Annotated in this window: 13 protein-coding genes; 5 read left to right on the top strand and 8 right to left on the bottom strand. The window is 68.9% G+C overall.

Annotated features, from left to right (window positions below; all coding sequences use genetic code 11):
* The coding region (locus ABB34_RS06590; RefSeq protein WP_161808899.1) for a substrate-binding domain-containing protein at positions 1 to 257 on the top strand (257 nt) is incomplete at its 5' end.
* 70 nt (positions 258 to 327) lie between these two features.
* Here ABB34_RS06590 and ABB34_RS06595 read toward each other — a convergent pair.
* The 3 genes from ABB34_RS06595 to ABB34_RS06605 all read right to left on the bottom strand — a co-directional run bounded on the left by ABB34_RS06595 (position 328) and on the right by ABB34_RS06605 (position 4083).
* Positions 328 to 708, bottom strand: a complete 381-nt coding sequence (locus tag ABB34_RS06595; RefSeq protein ID WP_057640459.1) for an SseB family protein — start codon at positions 706 to 708, stop codon at positions 328 to 330.
* A 163-nt stretch (positions 709 to 871) separates the two neighbouring features.
* Complete coding sequence (locus tag ABB34_RS06600; protein ID WP_057640460.1) at positions 872 to 2602, bottom strand: alpha-amylase family glycosyl hydrolase; 1731 nt, start codon at positions 2600 to 2602, stop codon at positions 872 to 874.
* Complete coding sequence (locus ABB34_RS06605) at positions 2602 to 4083, bottom strand: MFS transporter (protein WP_057640461.1); 1482 nt, start codon at positions 4081 to 4083, stop codon at positions 2602 to 2604. Before ABB34_RS06605 ends, ABB34_RS06600 begins: the two co-directional genes overlap by 1 nt.
* A 156-nt stretch (positions 4084 to 4239) precedes the next feature.
* Between ABB34_RS06605 and ABB34_RS06610 the strand changes: the two genes are divergently transcribed.
* Together ABB34_RS06610 and ABB34_RS06615 are read left to right on the top strand one after the other, a co-directional pair.
* On the top strand, positions 4240 to 6297 hold the full coding sequence (locus tag ABB34_RS06610) for a glycoside hydrolase family 97 protein (protein WP_057640462.1): 2058 nt from the start codon (positions 4240 to 4242) through the stop codon (positions 6295 to 6297).
* Between the two features lie 539 nt (positions 6298 to 6836).
* Positions 6837 to 9605: a TonB-dependent receptor gene (locus ABB34_RS06615; RefSeq protein ID WP_057640463.1), complete on the top strand. Its 2769-nt coding sequence runs from the start codon at positions 6837 to 6839 to the stop codon at positions 9603 to 9605.
* Between the two features lie 594 nt (positions 9606 to 10199).
* Here ABB34_RS06615 and ABB34_RS06620 read toward each other — a convergent pair.
* The gene (locus tag ABB34_RS06620; RefSeq protein ID WP_057640464.1) at positions 10200 to 11813 is read right to left on the bottom strand and encodes an alpha-glucosidase family protein; all 1614 of its coding nucleotides are present in this window, start codon (positions 11811 to 11813) and stop codon (positions 10200 to 10202) included.
* Between the two features lie 175 nt (positions 11814 to 11988).
* Here ABB34_RS06620 and ABB34_RS06625 point away from each other — a divergent pair, with 175 nt between their 5' ends.
* Positions 11989 to 12987 (top strand): polyprenyl synthetase family protein, encoded by a 999-nt coding sequence (locus ABB34_RS06625; protein WP_057640465.1) that lies wholly within the window; start codon positions 11989 to 11991, stop codon positions 12985 to 12987.
* Between the two features lie 93 nt (positions 12988 to 13080).
* On the opposite strand, the gene ABB34_RS06630 is transcribed toward ABB34_RS06625, so the two are convergent.
* The 4 genes from ABB34_RS06630 to ABB34_RS06645 form a co-directional block, all read right to left on the bottom strand.
* Positions 13081 to 13878 (bottom strand): dienelactone hydrolase family protein, encoded by a 798-nt coding sequence (locus tag ABB34_RS06630; protein ID WP_057640466.1) that lies wholly within the window; start codon positions 13876 to 13878, stop codon positions 13081 to 13083.
* Positions 13879 to 14035: 157 nt separating this feature from the next.
* Complete coding sequence (gene murD, locus ABB34_RS06635; protein ID WP_057640467.1) at positions 14036 to 15442, bottom strand: UDP-N-acetylmuramoyl-L-alanine--D-glutamate ligase; 1407 nt, start codon at positions 15440 to 15442, stop codon at positions 14036 to 14038.
* Positions 15423 to 16793: a UDP-N-acetyl-alpha-D-muramoyl-L-alanyl-L-glutamate epimerase gene (gene murL / locus ABB34_RS06640; protein WP_057640468.1), complete on the bottom strand. Its 1371-nt coding sequence runs from the start codon at positions 16791 to 16793 to the stop codon at positions 15423 to 15425. Before murL ends, murD begins: the two co-directional genes overlap by 20 nt.
* 67 nt (positions 16794 to 16860) lie before the next feature.
* Positions 16861 to 19467 carry a bifunctional aspartate kinase/diaminopimelate decarboxylase gene (locus ABB34_RS06645; protein WP_057640469.1) on the bottom strand — a complete coding sequence of 869 codons (2607 nt, stop codon included), beginning with the start codon at positions 19465 to 19467 and terminating at the stop codon, positions 16861 to 16863.
* A 145-nt stretch (positions 19468 to 19612) separates the two neighbouring features.
* Here ABB34_RS06645 and ABB34_RS06650 point away from each other — a divergent pair, with 145 nt between their 5' ends.
* On the top strand, positions 19613 to 20470 hold the full coding sequence (locus ABB34_RS06650; protein ID WP_057640470.1) for a PhzF family phenazine biosynthesis protein: 858 nt from the start codon (positions 19613 to 19615) through the stop codon (positions 20468 to 20470).
* Positions 20471 to 20856 lie beyond the last annotated feature (386 nt).

Below are 20856 nucleotides of genomic sequence, written 5' to 3' on the forward strand. Positions count from 1 at the left end.
GCGACCTGATCGCCATCGGCGCGATGCGCGCCCTGCGCGAGCATGGCCTGAACGTGCCGCAGGACGTGGCGGTCACCGGTTTCGACGACATCCCGGTGGCGGCCTCGGTGTCGCCGCCGCTGACCACGGTGCAGCAGGACACCCGCCAGGCCGGCCAGTTGCTGGTCGACAAGCTGCTGGCGCTGATCGCGGGCGAGACGGTGGACGGGATCAGCATCCCGGTGAAGCTGGTGGTGCGGGAATCGTCCTGGCCGTAGGTGCGGGGCTTGCCCCGCACGGCGCTTTCCCGGTAATGCCTCATGCGGGGCAGGCCCCGCATCCACGGAATCAGCCAAAATCCCTGAGCAGTTCGCCCACGCCCGAAGGCGCGATTTCAAAGCCCAACGAGGTACCGGGGTTGACCACCACGCCATAGCCGCCCGGCACGCGGCGCAGCACGTCCAGCATCGGCCAGCGGATCGTGTGCGGCGCCTGCTGCGAATGGATGCCGACCCGCGCCACGTCGGTGAACACCGCCACGTGCAGCACGTCCTGCTTGTCGAACAACAGCGGATCGAAGCCGCTGCCGTCGGGCGTGACCAGGCTGCCGGTGAGCAGGACGACCTCGGAGGCGACGAAGGCCTGCATGAAGGTGCGGATCGGCAGCTTGCCGTCCATCGCCGACTGCAACAGCGTCTCGACGGGTGTCTGCGGGGGAAGCGTGTTCATGGTGTCGGTGGATCAATGGGGCAGCGATTGTAGCTTCCAGACACCGCCGACATGCCCGCCGCCTGCGCAACGTCTTGTAGATGCGGGGCTTGCCCCGCATGGGGCTTTGCCGGAATGGCCACTCATCGGGAAGGCTTCATGCGGGGCAAGCCCCGCATCTACGTTAGTGCGCCAAGCGCGCGGTGCGCGCCGCCTGATCGGCCATTGCCGCGTCCAGCCGCTCCTGCAATTGCGGCTGCTTCACCGGTGCATCGAGCACGAACACCTTGACCCCGTGCGCCGGCACTTCGGCATGCAGCACGTCCTTCACCACCACGCTGCCGCCATCGAGCGCATCGCGCCACTGCCCCTGCTGCAGGTAATCGCGCACTTCAAAATCCTGCGCGGCGTCGCCCTTGTTGAGCAGCACCAGCACGGTCTGGGCGACGTCGCCTTGCTGCAACACGCGATAGAACACGGCCTGCTCACCCTGCAAACGCTCGTTGACCTGCAGGCCGCGCTGCAGCGCCGGGGTGGCTTCGCGCAGTTTGGCGATGCGTTGCAGCGGGCCGAAGATCGGGCTGGCAGGCGCGGCATCCACGCGCTGCTGGCCGAAGTAGGCACGGTTGCCGGCGTGCTCGGCACGGCCGCGCATGAAGCCGGTTTCCGAGCCGTAGTAGAGCACCGGGATGCCGCGCGCGGTGAACAGCCAGTTGTGCGCGTCGATGAAGCCTGCGTCGCTGGCGTCGATGCGCGGCATGTCGTGGTTGTCGTAGAACGTCATCAGCTCGTAGGGGTTGGCATATGGGCCGCCGCTCAGGTGCAGCGGCTCGGCCAGCGCCTCGAAGCCCTTGCCTTCGCGCCCGAACACCGCCTCCAGCGCGCCGCGCAGCGGGAAATCCAGCACGCTGACGTTGGCGTTGGCCGGCCAGGTGTGCTCGGCGATGCGCGCGGCGTCGTAGTCGAACGCCTCGCCGAACATGAACATGCCCGGGTGCTCGGCGCGGATGCGGCCGACGAACGCGTGCCACCACGGGTGCGGCAGCCAGCCGATGGTGTCGATGCGCAGCGCGTCCACGCCCTGCCCCGCCCATTGCAGGTAGGCGCCGGCAAGGTAGTCCATCACCGCCGGGTTGTGCTGGTTGAAGTCGGACAGCTCGGCGAGGTTGCCGTCGAAGATGGAACCCTTGTCCGCATCGACCGGGCCGATGTTGTTGTAGAAGGCATGCAGCGGGTTGTGCTGCGGGTCCAGTTGCTGCGGCGGCAGGTTCTGATGGTCGGCGACCAGCGTGCCGTCCTTGTCGAACAACTGGCCGAACTGCGGCTGACGCTCGGGCATGGTCCACGCCGGCGAGCCGTGGTTGCCGACGATGTCCAGCACCACCTTCAGGCCGGCGGCGTGCAGGCCGCGGGTGAACCCGGCGAAGTCGAGACCGGCGCTGGGCAGGTGCTCGTCGAGCTTGTGGAAATTGATGCCCCAGTAGCCGTGGTAGCCGGTCTTGCCGCGGTCGGTCAGGCTGCTGGTGCAGCTGATTTCCCGGCTGCCGGTGAAGGCTTCGTCCGGGTTGTCGACGATCGGCGTGATCCACACCGCGCCGAAGCCGAGGTCGCGGATGTAGCCGGCATTGTCGAGCACGCCGCGGAAGTCGCCGCCGAGGTAGCCGATGTTGCCGTCGATGCCGTCCGCGCAATGCACCGGGATGTCGAAGGTGCGGTGCGCACCGCCCTGCTCGCGGTGGTCGTTGGCGGTGTCGCCGTTGACGAAGCGGTCGGTGACGACGAAATACACCGCGTCGCTGGCGAACGGCTCGGTGGTGCCGACGTAATCGGGGCGCGTGCCGGCCACGGCGCAACCGGCCAGCAACGCAAGGGAAAGTGCCGAGGCAAGGCCGGCAACCGACAAACGCACACGCATCACACCACCTCCGGACGGGAAGGAACCCGCAGCACGCACAGGCCGGCGACGAACAGGCTGCAGCCGCCCAGCACCAGCACGTGCATCGGCACGCCGCCCAGCCACGCGCGCAGGGCGAAGCCGAGCGCGCTGGCGGCCACCAGCTGCGGGATCACGATGAAGAAATTGAAGATGCCCATGTACACGCCCATCTTGGTGGACGGCACGCTGTCGGACAGCAGCGCGTACGGCAACGACAGGATCGAGGCCCAGGCAAAGCCGACGCCGACCATCGACAGCAGCAGCCACTTCGGGTCGCCGATGAACATCAGCGACACCAGCCCCAGCCCGCCCAGCCACAGGTTGAGCAGGTGGCTCCAGCGCAGGCCCAGCGCCCGCACCATCCGCGGGATCACCAGCGCCGCCAGCGCGGCGAAGCCGTTGTAGGCGCCGAACAGCACGCCCACCCAGTTGGCGCCTTCGTTGTAGGCCGCCGACTGCGGGTCGGTGGAGCCGAAGTGGGTGCCGGCCACCGCGGCGGTGGTGTAGATCCACATCGCGAACAGCGCGAACCACGAGAAGAACTGCACCCACGCCAGCCGCCGCATCGTCAGCGGCATCGCGCGCAGGTCGCCGACGATGGTCGCCAGCATGTGCGTGCCCGGCAGCACCCGCGCCAGCGCCAGCAACACGCCGTAAGCGGCGCACAGGCCGGCCAGCACGTAGAGCATTCGGTCGCCATCGCGCCATGCGATCAATGCGGCCAGCGCCACGCCCAACAGCAGCCATGCGCCGGCCTGCGACCACGAAGGCGCGCCGCCGGCCGCGGCCGCGCGGTGGCCGGTGGCGGGTTCGGCATCGTCGAACGCGGCCAGCTCCGCGGGCGAATACTCGCGGGTGCTGAACACCGTCCATGCAATCGCCGCCAGCAGCACCGCCGCGCCGAAATAGAACGCATAGCGCACCGTGTCCGGCACCTCGCCCGGCGCGGCGGTGTTGGCCACGCCCCAGTGCGCCAGCAGGAACGGCAGCAGGCTGGCGACGATGGCGCCCACGCCGATGAAGAAACTCTGCATCGCATAGCCGGTGGGGCGCTGGCGCGGCGCGAGCTGGTCGCCGACGAAGGCGCGGAACGGCTCCATCGACACGTTGATCGAGGCATCCAGCACCCACAGCGTGCCGGCGGCGATCCACAGCGTCGGCGAATTGGGCATCACCAGCAGCGCCAGCGTGGTCAGCACCGCGCCGATCATGAAGAACGGCCGGCGCCGGCCCCAACGGGTCCAGGTGCGGTCGGACAGGTAGCCGATCACCGGCTGCACCAGCAGCCCGGTCAATGGCGCGGCGATCCATAGCCCCGGCACCGCCTCCATCGACGCCCCCAGCGTCTCGAAGATGCGGCTGGCGTTGGCGTTCTGCAGCGCGAAGCCGAACTGGATGCCGAGGAACCCGAAACACATGTTCCATATCTGCCAGAACGACAGCTGCGGTTTGCTGTTCATCAAACGCTCCCCCTCCAAGGAAACCCGATGGTAGAGGGGGGGCGGCGAATACGCATCGCCGGTGCATACGTATTCAGTGCCGCCGGCACGGCCAATGCACGGGCGCGCCGTGGAATAGTTCATGCCACCCGTTCCACCGTTACGGAGCACACCGACATGCCCGCACGACGCCCCATCCTTCCCTTCCTGCCCGCGCTGGCACTGCTGCTGGCCGCCGCGCTGCCGGCCCGTGCCGACACCCTGGCGCGCATCGCCTCGCCCGGCGACGTGCTGGCGGTGACGCTGGAATCGCAGCACGAAGGGCGCATCGCCTACCGCGTCGAACGCAAGGGACAGGCGGTGATCGCGCCGTCGCGGCTGGGTTTCCTGCTCGGCGACGGGCGGCTGGAACGCAACGTCGAACTGGTCGGCCAGTCCAGCAGCAGTTTCGATGAAACCTGGGAGCAGCCGTGGGGCGAACGCCGCCTGACCCGCAACCACTACAACGAACTGCGCGCCAGCTTCGAAGAGAAAGCCGGCGCCGGCCGCGACTACCCGCGCCGCTTCGACGTGGTGTTCCGCGTCTACGACGACGGCATCGGTTTCCGCTACGAATTCCCGCGGCAGGCGGCGATGCCGCAGGCGCGCATCCGCGCCGAGCTGACCGAATTCACCCTCGCCCGCCCGGCCACCGCGTGGTGGATCCCGGCCTTCGAGTGGAACCGCGAGGAATACCTGTACCAGCGCACGCCATTGAAGGAGATCGGCACCGCGCAGACGCCGCTCACCCTGCGCGACGACAGCGGCCTGCACATCTCCATCCACGAGGCCGCGCTGGTGGACTACGCCGGCATGAACCTGGCCCGTGGCGATGGCGACGTGCTGCGCGCCGCACTCACCCCCGGCGGCGACGGCGTCGCGGTGGTGCGCACGCTGCCGTTCAACACGCCGTGGCGCACGATCCAGATCGGCGAGAAGGCCGCCGACCTGGCCGAATCCAGCCTGATCCTCAACCTCAACGAACCCAACGCCATCGGCGACGTGAGCTGGTTCACCCCGGCCAAGTACGTCGGCGTGTGGTGGTCGCTGCACCTTGAAACCGAGACCTGGGCCACCGGCCCGAAGCACGGTGCGACCACCGAAAACACCAAACGCTACATCGACTTCGCCGCCGCCAACGGCTTCCGCGGCGTGCTGGTGGAGGGCTGGAACCCCGGTTGGGACGGCAACTGGTTCGCCGACGGCGGGGGCTTCGACTTCACCCGCCCGACCGCCGATTTCGACCTGCCCGCACTGGCCCGCTACGGCGCCGGCAAGGGCGTGCACCTGATCGGCCACCACGAAACCGCCTGCGCGGTCAGCCACTACGAGCGCCAGCTGCCGGCCGCGCTGGCGCTGTATGCGCGCAACGGCGTGGACGTGGTCAAGACCGGCTACGTCTGCGACGCCGGCGACATCCAGCGCCAGGACGAGGCCGGTGGCCCGGTCCGGCGCGAATGGCACGAAGGCCAATGGATGAGCAACCACCACCTGCGCGTGCTGCGGCAGGCGGCGGCCCGGCACATCGCCATCAACTCGCACGAACCGATCAAGGACACCGGCCTGCGCCGCACCTACCCCAACTGGGTGTCGCGCGAAGGCGCGCGCGGCATGGAGTTCGCCGCCTGGGGCAACCCGCCCAACCCGCCGGAGCATGAAGCCACCCTCGCCTTCACCCGCATGCTGGCCGGGCCGATGGACTTCACCCCCGGCATCGTCAGCCTGAAGGGCCGCAATGGCCAGCCGCTGCGCAGCACCCTGGCCAAGCAGCTGGCGCTGTACGTGGTGCTGTACAGCCCGATCCAGATGGTGGCCGACCTGCCCGAGCACTACGCGCAGCATCCCGACGCCTTCCAGTTCATCAAGGACGTGGCGGTGGACTGGGAGGAAAGCCACGTGCTGGATGGCGAGGTCGGCGAATACGTGACCTTCGCACGCAAGGCGCGCGGCAGCGGCGAATGGTTCCTCGGCAGCGTCGGCGACGACCACCCGCACGCACTGGACACGCCGCTGTCCTTCCTCGACCCCGGCCGCCGCTACCGCGCCGAGATCTACCGCGATGGCGACGGCGCCAACTGGCGGGACAACCCGTTCGCCTTCGCCCGCGAAACCCGCGAAGTCGGCAATGGCGACCGCATCACCCTGAAGCTGGCGCCGGGCGGCGGCGCGGCGATTCGTTTCGTGCCGCTGGATTGACACCACGGCACAGATACAAAGCCCTTCTCCCATCGGGAGAGGGGTTGGGGTGAGGGGCAACGGAGTCATGAGGGTTCAACCATCTGGACTGCGTTCGCCCCTCATCCGTCCTTCGGGCACCTTCTCCCGAAGGGAGAAGGGATAAAAGCAGCGCACCGCGCTACCAAGCCTTATCGCAAGCGGACAGATTGTGCCGACCAACCGTCGGCACCCACTGGGTTCACCCCACTCGTAGATGCGGGGCTTGCCCCGCATGAAGCCTTCCCGGTGAAACCCCGTGCCGGGCAAGCCCGATGCCGAATAAACGTGGGCCTACCCTGCATGCGGAATGTCCGGCCCACGATGCCATCGTTGTCATCACTTACTTCCGCTTTGCATGCGCATTGAATACGTATGCAGGCAGGCTCCCCGGCGATGCCCGCTGATTACCATGCATCTCAGTCGCAAACAGGCCTAGCGCATCGGCGACAGACAGCCCGGCACACGCGCCGGGCGCATGAAAACAGACAACCAAGCGACATCACCTGGGAGAGGGGAGAATGTTGAACAGCAAGCGCAATCTGTTGAGCGTGGCACTCGCGTCGGCAATCACGCTGACCATCGCCAACGCACAGGCACAGGACGCCGCCGGCGACACCGCGGCCACCGACAAGGCCGCGGCGGTCGACCTGGAGACGGTGACCGTCACCGGCATCCGCCGTGGCATCGAGAGCGCGATCTCGGTCAAGCGCGATTCCAGCTCCATCGTCGAGGCCGTGTCGGCCGAGGACATCGGCAAGCTGCCGGACGTGTCCATCGCCGAATCCATCGCCCGCCTGCCCGGCCTGGCCGCCCAGCGCGTGGCCGGCCGCGCGCAGGTCATCAGCGTGCGCGGCCTGTCGCCCGACTTCGCCACCACCCTGCTCAACGGCCGCGAGATGGTCAGCACCGGCGACAACCGCAGCGTCGAGTTCGACCAGTACCCGTCCGAGCTGATCAGCGGCGTCACCGTGTACAAGACCCCCGACGCCGGTCTGGTCGGCCAGGGCCTGTCCGGCACCCTGGACATGCAGACCGTGCGCCCGCTCAGCTACGGCGAGCGCGTCATCGCCGTCAGCGGCCGCTACCAGAAGAACTCGCTGGGCGAAGCGGCCGGCGTCGATCCCTACGGCAACCGCTTCAACGTCAGCTTCGTCGACAAGTTCGCCGACGACACCATCGGCGTGGCCATCGGCTACTCGCATTCGGACATGGCCAAGCAGGAGAACCAGGTCGGCCTGTACGAGCCGTGGCAGGCCATCGGCGACGGCTGGCGCCCGGGCGTGGACGAAGGCACCTTCTACTCCGACGGCATCAAGGCGCTGCGCCGCACCGGCAACGCCAAGCGCGACGGCGTGATGGCGACCCTGCAGTTCCGCCCGAACAATGCCTGGACCAGCACGCTCGACGCCTTCTACACCAAGGCCAAGGAATACGACACCGCCAACCAGCTGGAAATCCACCTGGGCGACTACAACGGCGGCTACGACCGGCTCAACGTGACCGACGTGGTGGTCAACGACAACGGCAGCTTCGTCAGTGGCGTGGCGCACAACGTCTACCCGCTGGTGCGCGGCATGTACAACCACCGCGAGGACGAGATCAAGGCGTTCGGCTGGAACAACGAATTCAACATCGGCGACGCGCGCCTGACCGCCGACGTCAGCTGGTCCAAGGCCGAGCGCGACGAAATCAACCTCGAGAACAACCTGCAGCTGCTGCCCGCGCCGCAGCTGGACTCGGTGGCGCTCAACTTCGCCGGCGGCAACTTCCCGCAGCTCACCCCGGGGCTGGACTACTCCGACTACAGCAAGCTGTACCTGACCAACACCATCTACGGCTCGGGCTACGGCAAGACCCCGCACGTGGACGACGAGCTGAAGGGTGTCAAGCTGGCGGTCAACTTCCCGGCGCCGGACGGCTTCGACTGGTTCTCCGACATCGACGTGGGCTTCAACTACGCCGACCGCAGCAAGAACAAGACCCAGGCCGAAGGCAACATCAACCTCGGCGCACAGGGCGAGACCAGCATCGGTCCGGAATTCCAGTACAAGCCGGTCAACCTCGGTTTCGCCGGCGTCGGTTACATCCCGGCGTGGAACGTGCCGGCCGCCGTCGCCCAGTACATGACCTTCAACCCGACCACCACCGAGAGCTACCTGATTCCCAAGCAGTGGACCGTGGACGAGGAGATCGCCACCGTGTTCCTGCGCGCCAACATCAACACCCAGATCGGCTCGGTGCCGGTGCGCGGCAACGTCGGCATCCAGGGCCAGCGCGTGGACCAGTCCTCGCAGTCCAACTACTGGGACGACTCGCAACCGGTGGGCAGCCAGGTCATTCCGATCGACGAGGGCAGCAAGTACTTCGAGTTCCTGCCCAGCCTGAACCTGGCCTTCGAGCTGCCGGCCGACAACACCGTGCGCTTCGCACTGGCCCGGCAGGCGGCGCGCCCGCGCGTGGACGAGCTGCGCGCCTCGATGGAGTTCGGCATGGACACCAGCCGGGGCAAGCCCGGCGCCAGCGGCGGCAACCCGCACCTGAAGCCGTGGCTGGCCAACGCGGTGGACCTGTCGTGGGAAAAATACTTCGGCAACAAGGCCTATGTGGCCGCCGCGGTGTTCTACAAGGACCTGAAGACCTACATCTACACCGAGACCCGCGACGGCTACGACTTCACCGACCAGGTGGCGGCATGGCTGAACGTGCCCGCCAATGAAGCGCAGTTGCAGGTGCCGGCGCAAATGACCGGCAACTACAGCGCGCCGTTCAACGGCAGCGGCGGCAGCCTGCGCGGCGCGGAACTGACCGCCTCGTTGCCGCTGGACCTGTTCACCGACGCCCTGCGCGGCTTCGGCGTGGTCGCCAGTGCCAGCTTCAACGACAGCAGCATCAGCATCCCGCCGGACCCGGCCACCACCTCCAGCGTCGGCAGCGACCCGATCATGCTGCCGGGCCTGTCCAAGCGCGTGTACAACTTCACCGCCTACTACGAGAACAGCGGCTTCGAAGTCCGCTTGAACCAACGCAAGCGTTCGGACTTCATCGGCGAGATCGGCAACTTCAACGGCGCCCGCACCCTGCGCTACGTCAAGGGCGAGAACGTGCTGGACGCGCAGGTCGGCTACAACTTCGGCGACGGCACCGCGCTCAAGGGCCTGAGCCTGTTCCTGCAGGCCAGCAACCTGACCAACTCCAAGTACGAGACCTACGCCGGCACCAAGGACCGGCCGCTGGAAACCGTGGAGTGGGGCCGCAGCTACCAGGTCGGCGTGAACTACAAGTTCTGATCCGGGCGCCGGTCGTTCCGCAACACCCAGGCCCGCTGCTCACGCAGCGGGCTTTTTCGTGGGCGCGCTTCCGGTAGTGCCGGCCGCTGGCCGGCAACTGCAATGGCAATGATTCCCGAGGCTACCGGCCAGCGGCCGGCACTACCCTCTGCCCGACAAGCATGTCGGCAGGTGCCGGTAGGTGCCGACCGTTGGTCGGCACACCGCCCAATCAACGACAGGGCGCTCTCGTAGATGCGGGGCTTGCCCCGCATGGGGCGTTCCCGATACATGCCCCTCTCCCCTCGGGGCGAGGCCGCACGGCTTGCGCGCCACCGGCGCGCGTGCGGTTGGGCGCCCACGCCGCTGGCGTGGGCCGGGGCGCGGAGCGAGAGGTTGGGGTGAGGGGCAATGGAGTCACGATGGTTCAACCATCATGGACTCCGCTCGCCCCTCATCCGCCCCCCGCCTCCGCGGGGGCAGGCTCTTCGGGCACCTTCTCCCGAAGGGAGAAGGGAAAATCAGTACCGGGCAAGCCCGGCACCTACGGCAGGCTTCTCCAAACAAAAAGGGCGGAGATTGCTCTCCGCCCTTGCTTCATCATCAGCGAACCAATCAGCCGCGCCGCGCGCAATACACCGCATGCGCTGGCAACACCAGCTCAGCATCTTCCACCTGCCCCGCCACCGGACCGGGCAGTTCCAATGCCTGCCACGCACCTGTCGGCAACGCATGCCGCACCGGTGCGGCGGAAAGGTTGAACGCCAGCAGCAGGGTTTCACCCTTCAGCGAACGCTCGAACATCAGCACCGGCTCGGCACTGTCGAGGAAGCGGATGTCGCCCCTCACCAGTGCCGGCTGCGTCCTGCGCCACGCCATGAACGCACGGAACGCATGCAGCACCGAACCTTCGTCCACCTCCTGCGCCTGCACCGACGATGCGCGATGCTCGGCCGGGATCGGCAGCCACGGCTTGCCGCTGCTGAAGCCGGACCGTTCCGCGCCGGTCCACGGCATCGGCGTGCGGCAGCCGTCGCGGCCCTTGAAGTTCGGCCAGAAGGTGATGCCGTAGGGATCCTGCAACGCCTCGAACGGCACCTCGGCCTCGCCCAATCCCAGCTCTTCGCCTTGATAAATGCACACCGAACCGCGCAGCGAACACACCAGCGCGGCCAGCATCTTCGCCATCGCCGGGTCGGCCGGTGCGCCGCCCCAGCGCGTCACCGCGCGCTGCACGTCGTGATTGGACACCGCCCAGCACGGCCAGCCGTCGAGCATGGTCGCTTCCAGCTTCTCCACCGTGGAACGGATGTAGCCGGCGCTGTAGTCGTCCACCAGCAGCTCGAAGCTGTAGCCCATGTGCAAGCGGCCCGGCGCGGTGTATTCGGCGGTGGTGGCCAGCGAATCCTCGGAGGAGATCTCGCCCAACGTCACCGCGCCGGGGTACCGGTCCAGCAGCGCGCGCAGGCGCTCGAGGAAGCCGATGTTCTCCGGCCGGGTGTTGTTGTAGTAGTGGTACTGGAACGCATACGGGTTGTCCGGGCTGAAGCCGCGGCCGACGCGCTCGCTCTCCGGCTTGGCCGGGTTGTCGCGCAGTTGCGCGTCGTGGAAGCAGAAGTTGATCGAATCCAGACGGAAGCCGTCGACGCCGCGGTCCAGCCAGAACTTCACGTAGTCCAGCGTCGCCTGCTGCACCGCCGGGTTGTGGAAGTTCAAATCCGGCTGCGAGGACAGGAAGTTGTGCAGGTAGTACTGGCGGCGGCGCGGCTCCCAGCGCCACGCCACGCCGCCGAAGATCGACAGCCAGTTGTTCGGTGGCGTGCCGTCCTCGCGTGCGTCGGCCCACACGTACCAATCGGCCCTGGGATTGTCGCGGCTCTCGCGGCTTTCCCTGAACCACGCGTGGTCCACCGAGGTGTGGCTGAACACCTGGTCGATCATCACCTTCAGGCCCAGCGCATGCGCCTTGGCCAGCAGCCGGTCGAAGTCGTCCAGCGTGCCGAACAGCGGATCGACGTCGCGCTGGTCGGCGATGTCGTAGCCGAAGTCGGCCATCGGCGACTTGAAGAACGGCGACACCCAGATCGCGTCCACGCCCAGCGAGGCGACGTAGTCGAGCCGGTCGATGATGCCCGGCAGGTCGCCGACGCCATCGCCGTCGGTATCCAGGAAGCTGCGCGGGTAGATCTGGTAGATGACGGCGCCCCGCCACCAGGGAGTGTTGGACATCGAGCGCCCCTCCGGGCTGTGCGTGCCCGCGGCGGGGCATGGATGAACCTCGCCAGCTTAGCGGCGGCCCTTCCGCCATGGAGCGCAGTGCATACGTATTCACGGCGAAACCGGCTGATCCTGCCCCCGTCGGCGGCACCGCCTATAATCCGCCGACCCCCCTCGACGCCACCGCATGAGCATCGCCGACGACCTCCGCCCCGCGCTGGGCCTGCCCGCCATCCAGACCCTCGCCGCGCCGGACATGGCCGCCGTCGATGCACTGATCCGCCGCCGCCTGTCCTCGGACGTGGTGCTGATCAACCAGATCGCCGACCACATCATCTCCGCCGGCGGCAAGCGCCTGCGGCCGATGCTGGTGATGCTGGCCGGCCACGCCGCCGGCGGCAGCGGCGCCGAGCACCACCAGCTGGCGGCGATCATCGAGTTCATCCACACCTCCACCCTGCTGCACGACGACGTGGTGGACGAATCCGACCTGCGCCGCGGCCGCAGCACCGCCAACGCGCTGTGGGGCAACGCGCCGAGCGTGCTGGTGGGCGACTTCCTGTATTCGCGCAGCTTCCAGCTGATGGTGGAGCTGAACCGGATGGAGGTCATGCAGATCCTCGCCGACACCACCAACCGCATCGCCGAGGGCGAAGTGCTGCAACTGCTGCACGTCCACAACCCGGACACCGACGAGGCCGCCTACCTGCGGGTGATCGAGCGCAAGACCGCGGTGCTGTTCGCCGCCGGCACGCGGTTGGGCGCGCTGGCCGCCGGTTCGGGCGAGGCCGTGCAACAGCAGCTGTACGACTACGGCATGGCGCTGGGCTACGCCTTCCAGATCGCCGACGACGTGCTGGACTACTCGGCCAATGCCGAGGACCTGGGCAAGAACCTCGGCGACGACCTCGCCGAAGGCAAGGCCACGCTGCCGCTGATCCACGCGATGGCGCACTCCGATGCCACTGTCCGCGAGCGCCTGCGCGAGATCGTGCAGGACGGCGATGCCGATGCGATGCCGGAAGTGCTGGCCGCCATCCACGCCACCGGTGGGCTGGAGTACAGCCGCAAGCGCGCGATGGAGTACGCCGATGCCGCCGAACGCGCACTGGACGGCCTGCCGGAAAGCGAGGCGGTCGCCGCGCTGCGCGGGCTGGCGCGCTACGCGGTCGCGCGCGATCACTGAGCTGCCTGTCTCCGTAGATGCGGGGCTTGCCCCGCATGAAGCATTACCGGGGAAGTCCCCATGCGGGGCAAGCCCCGCATCTACGGTTGACGCTCAATCGCCCAGGCGTTCTTCCAGGAAGTCGCCCAGCATCTTCCACGCCCGCTTCGCCGCGCGCGGGTCGTACATGCAGCCCGGCGGGCTGTTGGCGTCGGATTCGGCGAAGCAGTGCACCGCACCGCTGAAGTTGACGAACTGCCAATCGGCGCCGGCTGCGTCCATCTCGCTGCCGAACCCGGCGATGTCCTCGGCGCTCACGCCACGGTCGGCCGCGCCGTTGAGCACCAGCATCGGCACCTTGCCGCTGTCCGCCGCGGCCGGCATCGGCGAAGCCAGGCCACCGTGCAGGCTGACCACGCCCGCCAGCGGCAGGCTGGCGCGCGCCATCTCCAGCACCGTGCTGCCGCCGAAGCAGAAGCCGACCGCGGCGATGCGCGTGGCATCCAGCGGGGCGGTGCCGGCCTGCGCCTTCAACGCATCCAGTGCAGCCTCGGCACGCGCACGCAGGCGGGCGCGGTCCTTCAACAATGGCTGCGCCGCCGCCGCAGCCTCGTCGTTGTCCTTCGGCCGCAGCTGGCTGCCATAGACGTCGGCCACCAGCACCACGTAGTCGTCGCCGGCGATCTGCGCGGCCTTGTCGATGGCCGAGGCATTCACCCCGCGCCAGTTCGGCACCATCACCACGCCGGGGCGGCGGGCGTCGCCGGCGTCGTCGTAGACCAGCACGCCGCTGTAGCTGGCCCCGTCCAGTTGCCACTCCACCGGGCGCTGCTGCAGCTTCGCCAGCGCCGGCATCGCCGCCGACAGGCACAGCGCCATCACCGCCAGTTGCCATTTCCGCATCGCACGCATGGGACCGCTCCGGTTGGGGAATGGAGCGAGTCTATGCCGCATCGGCGGCGGCGGCATCCCGCGTCGGGGGCGTAGCCCCGACCTACGGTTCGTGGGTGGGGTAGGTCGGGGCTACGCCCCCGACACGAGACGTGGAACGACCCAGCCCGCTCCGTCGTCAGGCGATGCCCAGCCCCGGGATCGCGCTGATGTCGCTGGGGTCGAAGCCGGCCAGTTCGGCGAAGTGGCGGCCGCGCGCGACGTAATCCCGGTACGCACCGAAGCTGGGGGCGCCCGGCGACAGCAGCACCACCCCGCCCTGCGTACCTAGCGCGGTGCGGGCCAATTGCACCGCCTGCGGCAGGTCGGCGGCCGCATGCAGGCCGAAACGGCCCGCATCGGCCAGCGGTTCCAGCAATTCATGAATGCGCGGGCCGTTGGCCCCCATCGTCACGATCTCCACCGGCGCGTTGCCGCGCATGTGCTCGGCGAAATCGTGCCAGTCCAAACCGCGGTCGTGGCCGCCGACCAGCAGCGCGATGCGCTGCCCGGCGAAGCAGTCCAGCGCCGCCAGCGTGGCGTGCGGGGTGGTGCTGATCGAGTCGTTGACCCAGCGCAGGCCGTCGCGCCCGCCCAGCACCTGCAGGCGGTTGGGCAGCGGGCGGAACGACTGCGCCGCCGGCGCCAGCGCCACCGCGTCCAGCCCCAGCGCTTCCAGCGCCGCCAGCACCGCGCACAGGTTGCCGCGGTTGTGGCGGCCGGGCAGCGGCGTGCCAGATGTGTCGAACACCGCCTGCGCGCCGCGGTACACGACTTCGCCGACCATGTGCCAGCCCTCGGGCTGGTTGAACCACACGATCTCGCTGTGCGGCAGGCGCAGGCCGCGCAGGTGTTCGTCGGCGGCGTTGAGCACCGCCACCCGCGGGTGGCCTGCGGTCACCAGCGACAGCTTGTCGTCGATGTAGCGCCGTTCGCTGCCGTGCCAGTCCAGGTGTTCGGGAAAGAGGTTGAGCACGACCGCCACGTCCGGGCGCGCGCCGCTGCGCGCGACCTCGCCGGTCTGGTAGCTGGACAGTTCCACCGCCCAGTAGTCCGGCGCCTGCGGCGAATCCAGCACCTCCAGCAGCGGCAGGCCGATGTTGCCGGCCAGCGCGGTGCGGTGCCCGGCCGCGCGCAGTAGGTGCGCCAGCAGCGAGGTGGTGGTGCTCTTGCCCTTGGTGCCGGTGACGCACACGGTGTCGCGCAGGTTGCCAGCGGCATCGGCATGCTCGCCGAACCACAGCGAGGTGCCGCCGATGAACTGCGTGCCCCGCGCCGCCGCGGCCAGTGCCTCGGGCTTGTACGGGCTGATGCCCGGCGACTTCACCACCACGTCGAAACGCGACAGCGCTGCACCGGTGGCGGCGGTTTCCACCCGCAGCACATCGCCTACCTCGGCGCGGACGCCCGCGGCTTCCGCCTCCGGGCAGAACAGCGTCAGCGGCAGGCCGGGCAGGCGCGCGCGCAGCGCGTGGAAAGCGGCGCGACCTTCGCGGCCCCAGCCCCACAGCGCGACGCGCCTGCCTTCAAGCTGCGAAATTCGCACGCAGGCGCTCCCACAGCGCCGCCGGGATGCGGTGCTCGCCTTCGATGGCCAGCAGCGGCTCGATCCGCAGCTCGTCCGCCGCCAGGGTCGGCTGGATCAGGCTGGCGAAACGCTTGACCAGCACGTCCTCCTTCCATTCCGGGCGGGCGGCCAGCGTTGCCAGCGCCGCGCGCGACTCCCTGCCCTCGCCCACGCATTCGAACGGCTTGTGGTCCTGGAATTCCAGCAACGCGTCGAAACCGGCGGCCTGCGCCTCGTCGTCCAGCAGGTTGCGGCCGAAGATGCGCACCAGCCGGGTCTTGGGCATGAACGGCGCCAGCGCCAGGAACACGAAGTGGCACTTCGGGCACACCCCGCACCAGCGGTTCACCGGTCGCTCGCCGAGGATGTGGAAGTTGCGGTTGCAGCTGGAGAAATGGGTGTCGTAGTAATCGGTCCTGGCGAACTGGCGCGCCACCGCCAGTTCCGACAGCGGCCGCAGCAGCGAGTAGTAATGCAGGCCGGCGGCGATGTGCCGCTGCACGTGGTCGCCGAAGGCCTGCTCGAACGCCCAGCCCTTGGACCACTGGTGGTTGACCTCGCCGGTGCCGGCGATCTGGCTGCCATAGCTGGCCGAGCGCTCGTTGGAGAACACCACCTGGTCCACGCCCTGCACCAGCGCGGCCAGCACCATGATCGCCGAGTTCACCGCGGTCACCGGGATGTGGCCGTTCCACGCGCCCTGCCGGTTCAACTCGAACAGCTCCGGCGCCAGCGTGCGGCCGATGTTGAGCATCGGCAGGCCGGTGCGCTCGGCGCAGGCGCGGATCAGCTGCGAGCCGCCGATCCAGGTGACGGTCTCGCCGACGCCGGCATGGCGCAGCGCCTCGATGCTGACCAGCGAATCCTTGCCGCCGCCGATGGCGACCAGCGCGTGTTCGCGCAGGCCGAGCGATTGCGCCTGCAAGCCCCTCTCCCCCCGGGAGAGGGGCTCGACCACCGGCAGCTTGAACCTGCCGCGCAGGTTCAGGCCATTGCGATAGGCAAACTCGCCCAGCCCGTTGAGGTACACCGTCTCCACCAGCGCGGCGGTATCGGCGTCGATGACGTAGCCGTCGATGGCTACCTGCTCCGGCACCGCCGCCTTGTAATAGCTCACGCCGGCGATCAGGTGCAGCAACCGCAACGCCCGCTGCACCGCCGCTTCGCGCTCGCCATCGAGCTGGAACGGCGCGCCCGGTACGGTGACGGTTTCGGTCATCTCCGGGCCGTCGTCGAAGGCGTACACCAGCCGCGCCACGCCGGTATCCGCGGCGAAGTCGCAGCGGACGAAGCGGAAGCGGGAAACCTGGTTCTTGTCAAAAGCTGTCATGGCGTATCCGAATCAAGCGAACCGCGGCGCGCGGGCGCGGCGGCATGGGGCATGCAGGGGGCGGGCGTCACGCATCGTCGATGACGTCCTCGCGCGGCAGGGCGCGGTGGTTGTAGCGGCTGGCCATGCTGTAGCCGTAGGCGCCGGCATCGGCGATCAGCATCACGTCGGCCGGCGCGGTGGTGGACGGCAGCTTCACCCGCTGCGCGAACACGTCGCTGGATTCGCAGATCGGGCCGACCACGCTGAAATCCACGTCGCGCGCATCATCCAGCCGCGACAGGTTGGCGATGTCGTGCCAGGCGTCGTACAGCGCCGGGCGCAGCAGCGCGTTCATGCCGGCATCCAGGCCGACGCGGCGCACGCCGTCCTTCTCCACCACCTGCGTGGCCCGCGCCAGCAGCACGCCGGCCTCGGCCACCATGAAGCGGCCCGGCTCGATCGCCAGCCGGAACGCCGGGTGCACCGCCTTGATCTCGGCCAGGCCCACGGCCCAAGCCTCCAGGTCGAACGGCTCGTCGTCGTCGCTGTACGGCACCGGCAGGCCGCCACCGATGTCGAGGATTTCCACGCTGCCGATGCGCCGCGCGAAACCGGCCATCTCGTCCACCATCTGCTTCCAGTGGCTGCTGTTCTCGATGCCGCTGCCGAGGTGGGCGTGGACGCCGGTGATGCGGATGTCCAGCGCGCGCGCGGCGGCGACGAACTCGTCCACGCGCTGCGCCGACAGGCCGAACTTGGCGTCCTTGCCGCCGGTGTTGACCTTCTTGTGGTGGCCGTCGCCGTGGCCCAGGTCGATGCGCAGCCACAGCGCGCGGCCGCGGAACACCTCCGGCCAGTGGTGCAGCAGCTCGACGTTGTCGACGGTGACGTTGGCACCGCGTGCCAGCACCGCCTCGTATTCGCCGATCGGCGCGAAGCTCGGGGTGAACAGCACGCGTGCCGGGTCGAAGTCCGGCAGCGCGGCGAACACGTGCTCCACCTCGCCCAGCGACACGCATTCCAGGCCGAAGCCCTCCGCCGCCAACGCGCGCAGGATGGCCGGGTGCGGGTTGGCCTTGATCGCGTAGAAACGGCGGTCGATGGCGCCGATCGCCTGCAGCTGGCGGGCGCGCTCGCGCACCGTGGGCAGGTCGTAGACGTAGGCCGGCGTGCCCTGCGCGGCCAGTTCCAGCAGTCGCCGTCGCTTCGCCGGCGCCTGCCACCACGGCACCGGCCGCGGGCGGACGGCGCCGTTGATCTCGCGCCAACGCGGGCCGAACACCTGCTCCTCGTACACCGGCATCGCGCCGCTTTCGATCAGCTCGTCGTGCAGGATCGGCAGCAGCCCGTCGGCATCGGCCTCGTCGATGACGAAGGTCAGGTTCAGGTCGTTGGACGACTGCGAAATCATGTGCACGCGCTCCTTGCCGAACGTGGCCCACACGTCCGAGAGCTTGTGCAGCAGCGAGCGCATGCCGCGCCCGACCAGGGTGATGGCCGCGCACGGCACGATCACCTTGACCTTGCAGATTTCCGACAGGTCGGCCGACAGCGCCGCCAGCACGTCGGTGCTGACCAGGTTCTCCGACGGGTCCAGCGACACGGTGACGTTGGTTTCGGCCGAGCCGATCAGGTCCACCGACAGGCCGTGCCTGCGGAACAGGTCGAACACGTCGGCGAGGAAGCCGACCTGCTGCCACATGCCGATGCCTTCCATCGACACCAGCACGATGCCGTTGCGGCGGCTGATGGCCTTCACCCCCGGCACCGGCTCGGCGCTGCCGTCGATGCTGGTGCCGGGCAGGTGCGAGCGCTCGGTGTCGAGGATCGCCATCGGCACGCCGGCGTCGCGGCACGGCTTGATCGAGCGCGGGTGCAGCACCTTGGCGCCGGTGGTGGCGATTTCCTGCGCTTCGTAATAATCCAGCCGGGTCAGCAGGCGCGCGTCCGGCACGTCCCTGGGGTTGGCGCTGAACATGCCCGGCACGTCGGTCCAGATTTCCACCCGGCTGGCACCAAGCAGCGCGCCGAAGTAGGCCGCCGAAGTGTCCGAGCCGCCGCGGCCGAGGATGGCGGTGCCGCCGTCGCCGTGGCGGGCGATGAAGCCCTGCGAGATCAGCATGCGCGTGGGCTGCGCCGAGAAGCGCTGCCGGAAACCGGCCTCGCCCTGCCACTGGCAGTTCACCGACAGCCGCTGCGACCATTCGGTCTGGTTCGGCGCCGGCGGCAGCGCGTGCAACCAGTCGCGCGCGTCCATCCAGCCGAAATCCAGGCCGGTGCTGCGCAGGTAGGCGGCACCGATGGTCGAGGACAGCAGTTCGCCCTGGCCCAGCACCTCGGCCTGCCAGTCCAGCGGGCGGCGGGCCGCGCGCGGGTCGTCCAGCAGCGCCTGCAATGCAGCCAGCCGCTCGGCCAGCACATCGATGCCCAGCTCCAGCTCGGCAAGGAATTCATTGTGGCGGGCTACCAGCGCGGCCACCCGCTCACGGCTGTCGGCGGCGCCATCGGCAATGGCGGTCAGCTCGTTGGTCACGCCCGACAGCGCGGACACCACCACCAGCACCCGGCCACCGGTTTCGTCCGCACGTTTTTTCGCCAGTTCCCCGATCGTGTTCCAACGATGACGACGCGACACCGAGGTGCCACCGAACTTCAGGACGATCCAGCGATCGACGAGGGGGGAAACGGACATTGGCGTGGGGATTCACAGTGGGGGAAAGACCCGGCGGGCGGGCGGAACCACCGATTCTATGCCAAGCCCGGCCCCGCGGCGGCGGCGATTTCGAGCTGCGGCGGCGGCCGGCTATGCTGGCGCTCCCCCACAGCCCGCCATCGCCATGAGCCAACGCCGTTTCCTGCAACTGGATGTCTTCGCCGCCCGCCCCGGCAGCGGCAACCCGCTGGCCGTGGTGCCCGACGCCGAAGGCCTGGACGATGCCGCGATGCAGGCCATCGCCGCGTGGCTGGACCTGTCCGAAACCGTGTTCTTCCTGCCGCCGGATGACGGTGCCGATTACCGCATCCGCATCTTCACCCCGAAGATGGAACTACCCTTCGCCGGCCACCCCAGCGTCGGCGCGGCATGGGCGGCGGTGGAACTGGGGCTGGCCACGCCGGTCGATGGCCGACTGGTACAGCAATGCGCCGCCGGCCTGTTGCCGGTGCGGGTGCAGGGCGGCGGTCGCTTCCGCCTGCTGCACGTGCGCAGCCCGCAAGCGGTTCAACGTGAAATCGCCACGCCGGAACTGCCGCCCGGGCTGACCGCGCTGGCCCAACCTGCGTCGCAGGCACGGCTCTGGAACAACGGCCCGGACTGGTGGCTGCTGGAAGCGGCCGACGAAACCGCGCTGCGCCGTTACACGCCGGAGCTGGCGGCCATCGCCGCCCTGCCCGCCGGCGGCAAGCTCGCCGCCTTTGCCCCCGCCGCGCGCCCGGACGTGGGCTACCAGTACGTGGTGCGCGCCTTCGCTCCCGGCGTGGGCATCAACGAAGACCCGGTGACCGGCAGCGCCAACGCGCTGGTCGCCGCGCATCTGCTGGCGCAGGGCCGGCTCACACCGGGGCAGCAATACCGCGCCAGCCAGGGCCGCGAGCGCGGCCGCAACGGTGAGGTCCACGTGCAGGTGGACGAGGAAGGTCACATCTGGATCGGTGGCGAGGTGCAGCCGGTGATCGACGGCCAGATCGACTGGTAATGCTGCTTCCTTCTCCCTTTGGGGTGAAGGCATGTTGCTTGCGAGCCATTGGCTCGCACATGCCTGAACGCCCGGCGCGCTGCGCCGGGCCGGGGCGCGGAGCGAGGTGCCCCGAAGGGGCGGATGAGGGTACGGGCAAAGCCTCGTGCAGTTGAACATTGCGAGGGCTTCGTCCCGTACCCTCACCCCAACCCCTCTCCCGACGGGAGAGGGGCTTTGGCCGGGCAGGCTCCGCTCTACGACGGCGGGTTCAAGGGACGGGCCGACTCCATCCCCGTCCACCCATACCAGGTGGTGGTCGCTGCCATCGGCGATCCCGGCTTCGGGGTTGCCATAGCCCGGCCAGAACCCCCCGACGCCAAGGTGCCTGAAGCCGGCCGCGGGAA

This window comes from Stenotrophomonas daejeonensis (assembly GCF_001431505.1).
Lineage (GTDB): Bacteria > Pseudomonadota > Gammaproteobacteria > Xanthomonadales > Xanthomonadaceae > Stenotrophomonas > Stenotrophomonas daejeonensis.

Bases quoted from the DNA above. Each gene is read 5' to 3' on its own strand.
- ABB34_RS06645 (WP_057640469.1), bottom strand. From the start codon at position 19,467: ATGTCCGTTTCCCCCCTCGTCGATCGCTGGATCGTCCTGAAGTTCGGT.
- ABB34_RS06625 (WP_057640465.1), top strand. From the start codon at position 11,989: ATGAGCATCGCCGACGACCTCCGCCCCGCGCTGGGCCTGCCCGCCATC.
- ABB34_RS06595 (WP_057640459.1), bottom strand. From the start codon at position 708: ATGAACACGCTTCCCCCGCAGACACCCGTCGAGACGCTGTTGCAGTCG.
- ABB34_RS06650 (WP_057640470.1), top strand. From the start codon at position 19,613: ATGAGCCAACGCCGTTTCCTGCAACTGGATGTCTTCGCCGCCCGCCCC.
- ABB34_RS06600 (WP_057640460.1), bottom strand. From the start codon at position 2,602: ATGCGTGTGCGTTTGTCGGTTGCCGGCCTTGCCTCGGCACTTTCCCTT.
- ABB34_RS06620 (WP_057640464.1), bottom strand. From the start codon at position 11,813: ATGTCCAACACTCCCTGGTGGCGGGGCGCCGTCATCTACCAGATCTAC.
- ABB34_RS06630 (WP_057640466.1), bottom strand. From the start codon at position 13,878: ATGCGTGCGATGCGGAAATGGCAACTGGCGGTGATGGCGCTGTGCCTG.
- ABB34_RS06615 (WP_057640463.1), top strand. From the start codon at position 6,837: ATGTTGAACAGCAAGCGCAATCTGTTGAGCGTGGCACTCGCGTCGGCA.
- ABB34_RS06610 (WP_057640462.1), top strand. From the start codon at position 4,240: ATGCCCGCACGACGCCCCATCCTTCCCTTCCTGCCCGCGCTGGCACTG.
- murL (WP_057640468.1), bottom strand. From the start codon at position 16,793: ATGACAGCTTTTGACAAGAACCAGGTTTCCCGCTTCCGCTTCGTCCGC.
- ABB34_RS06605 (WP_057640461.1), bottom strand. From the start codon at position 4,083: ATGAACAGCAAACCGCAGCTGTCGTTCTGGCAGATATGGAACATGTGT.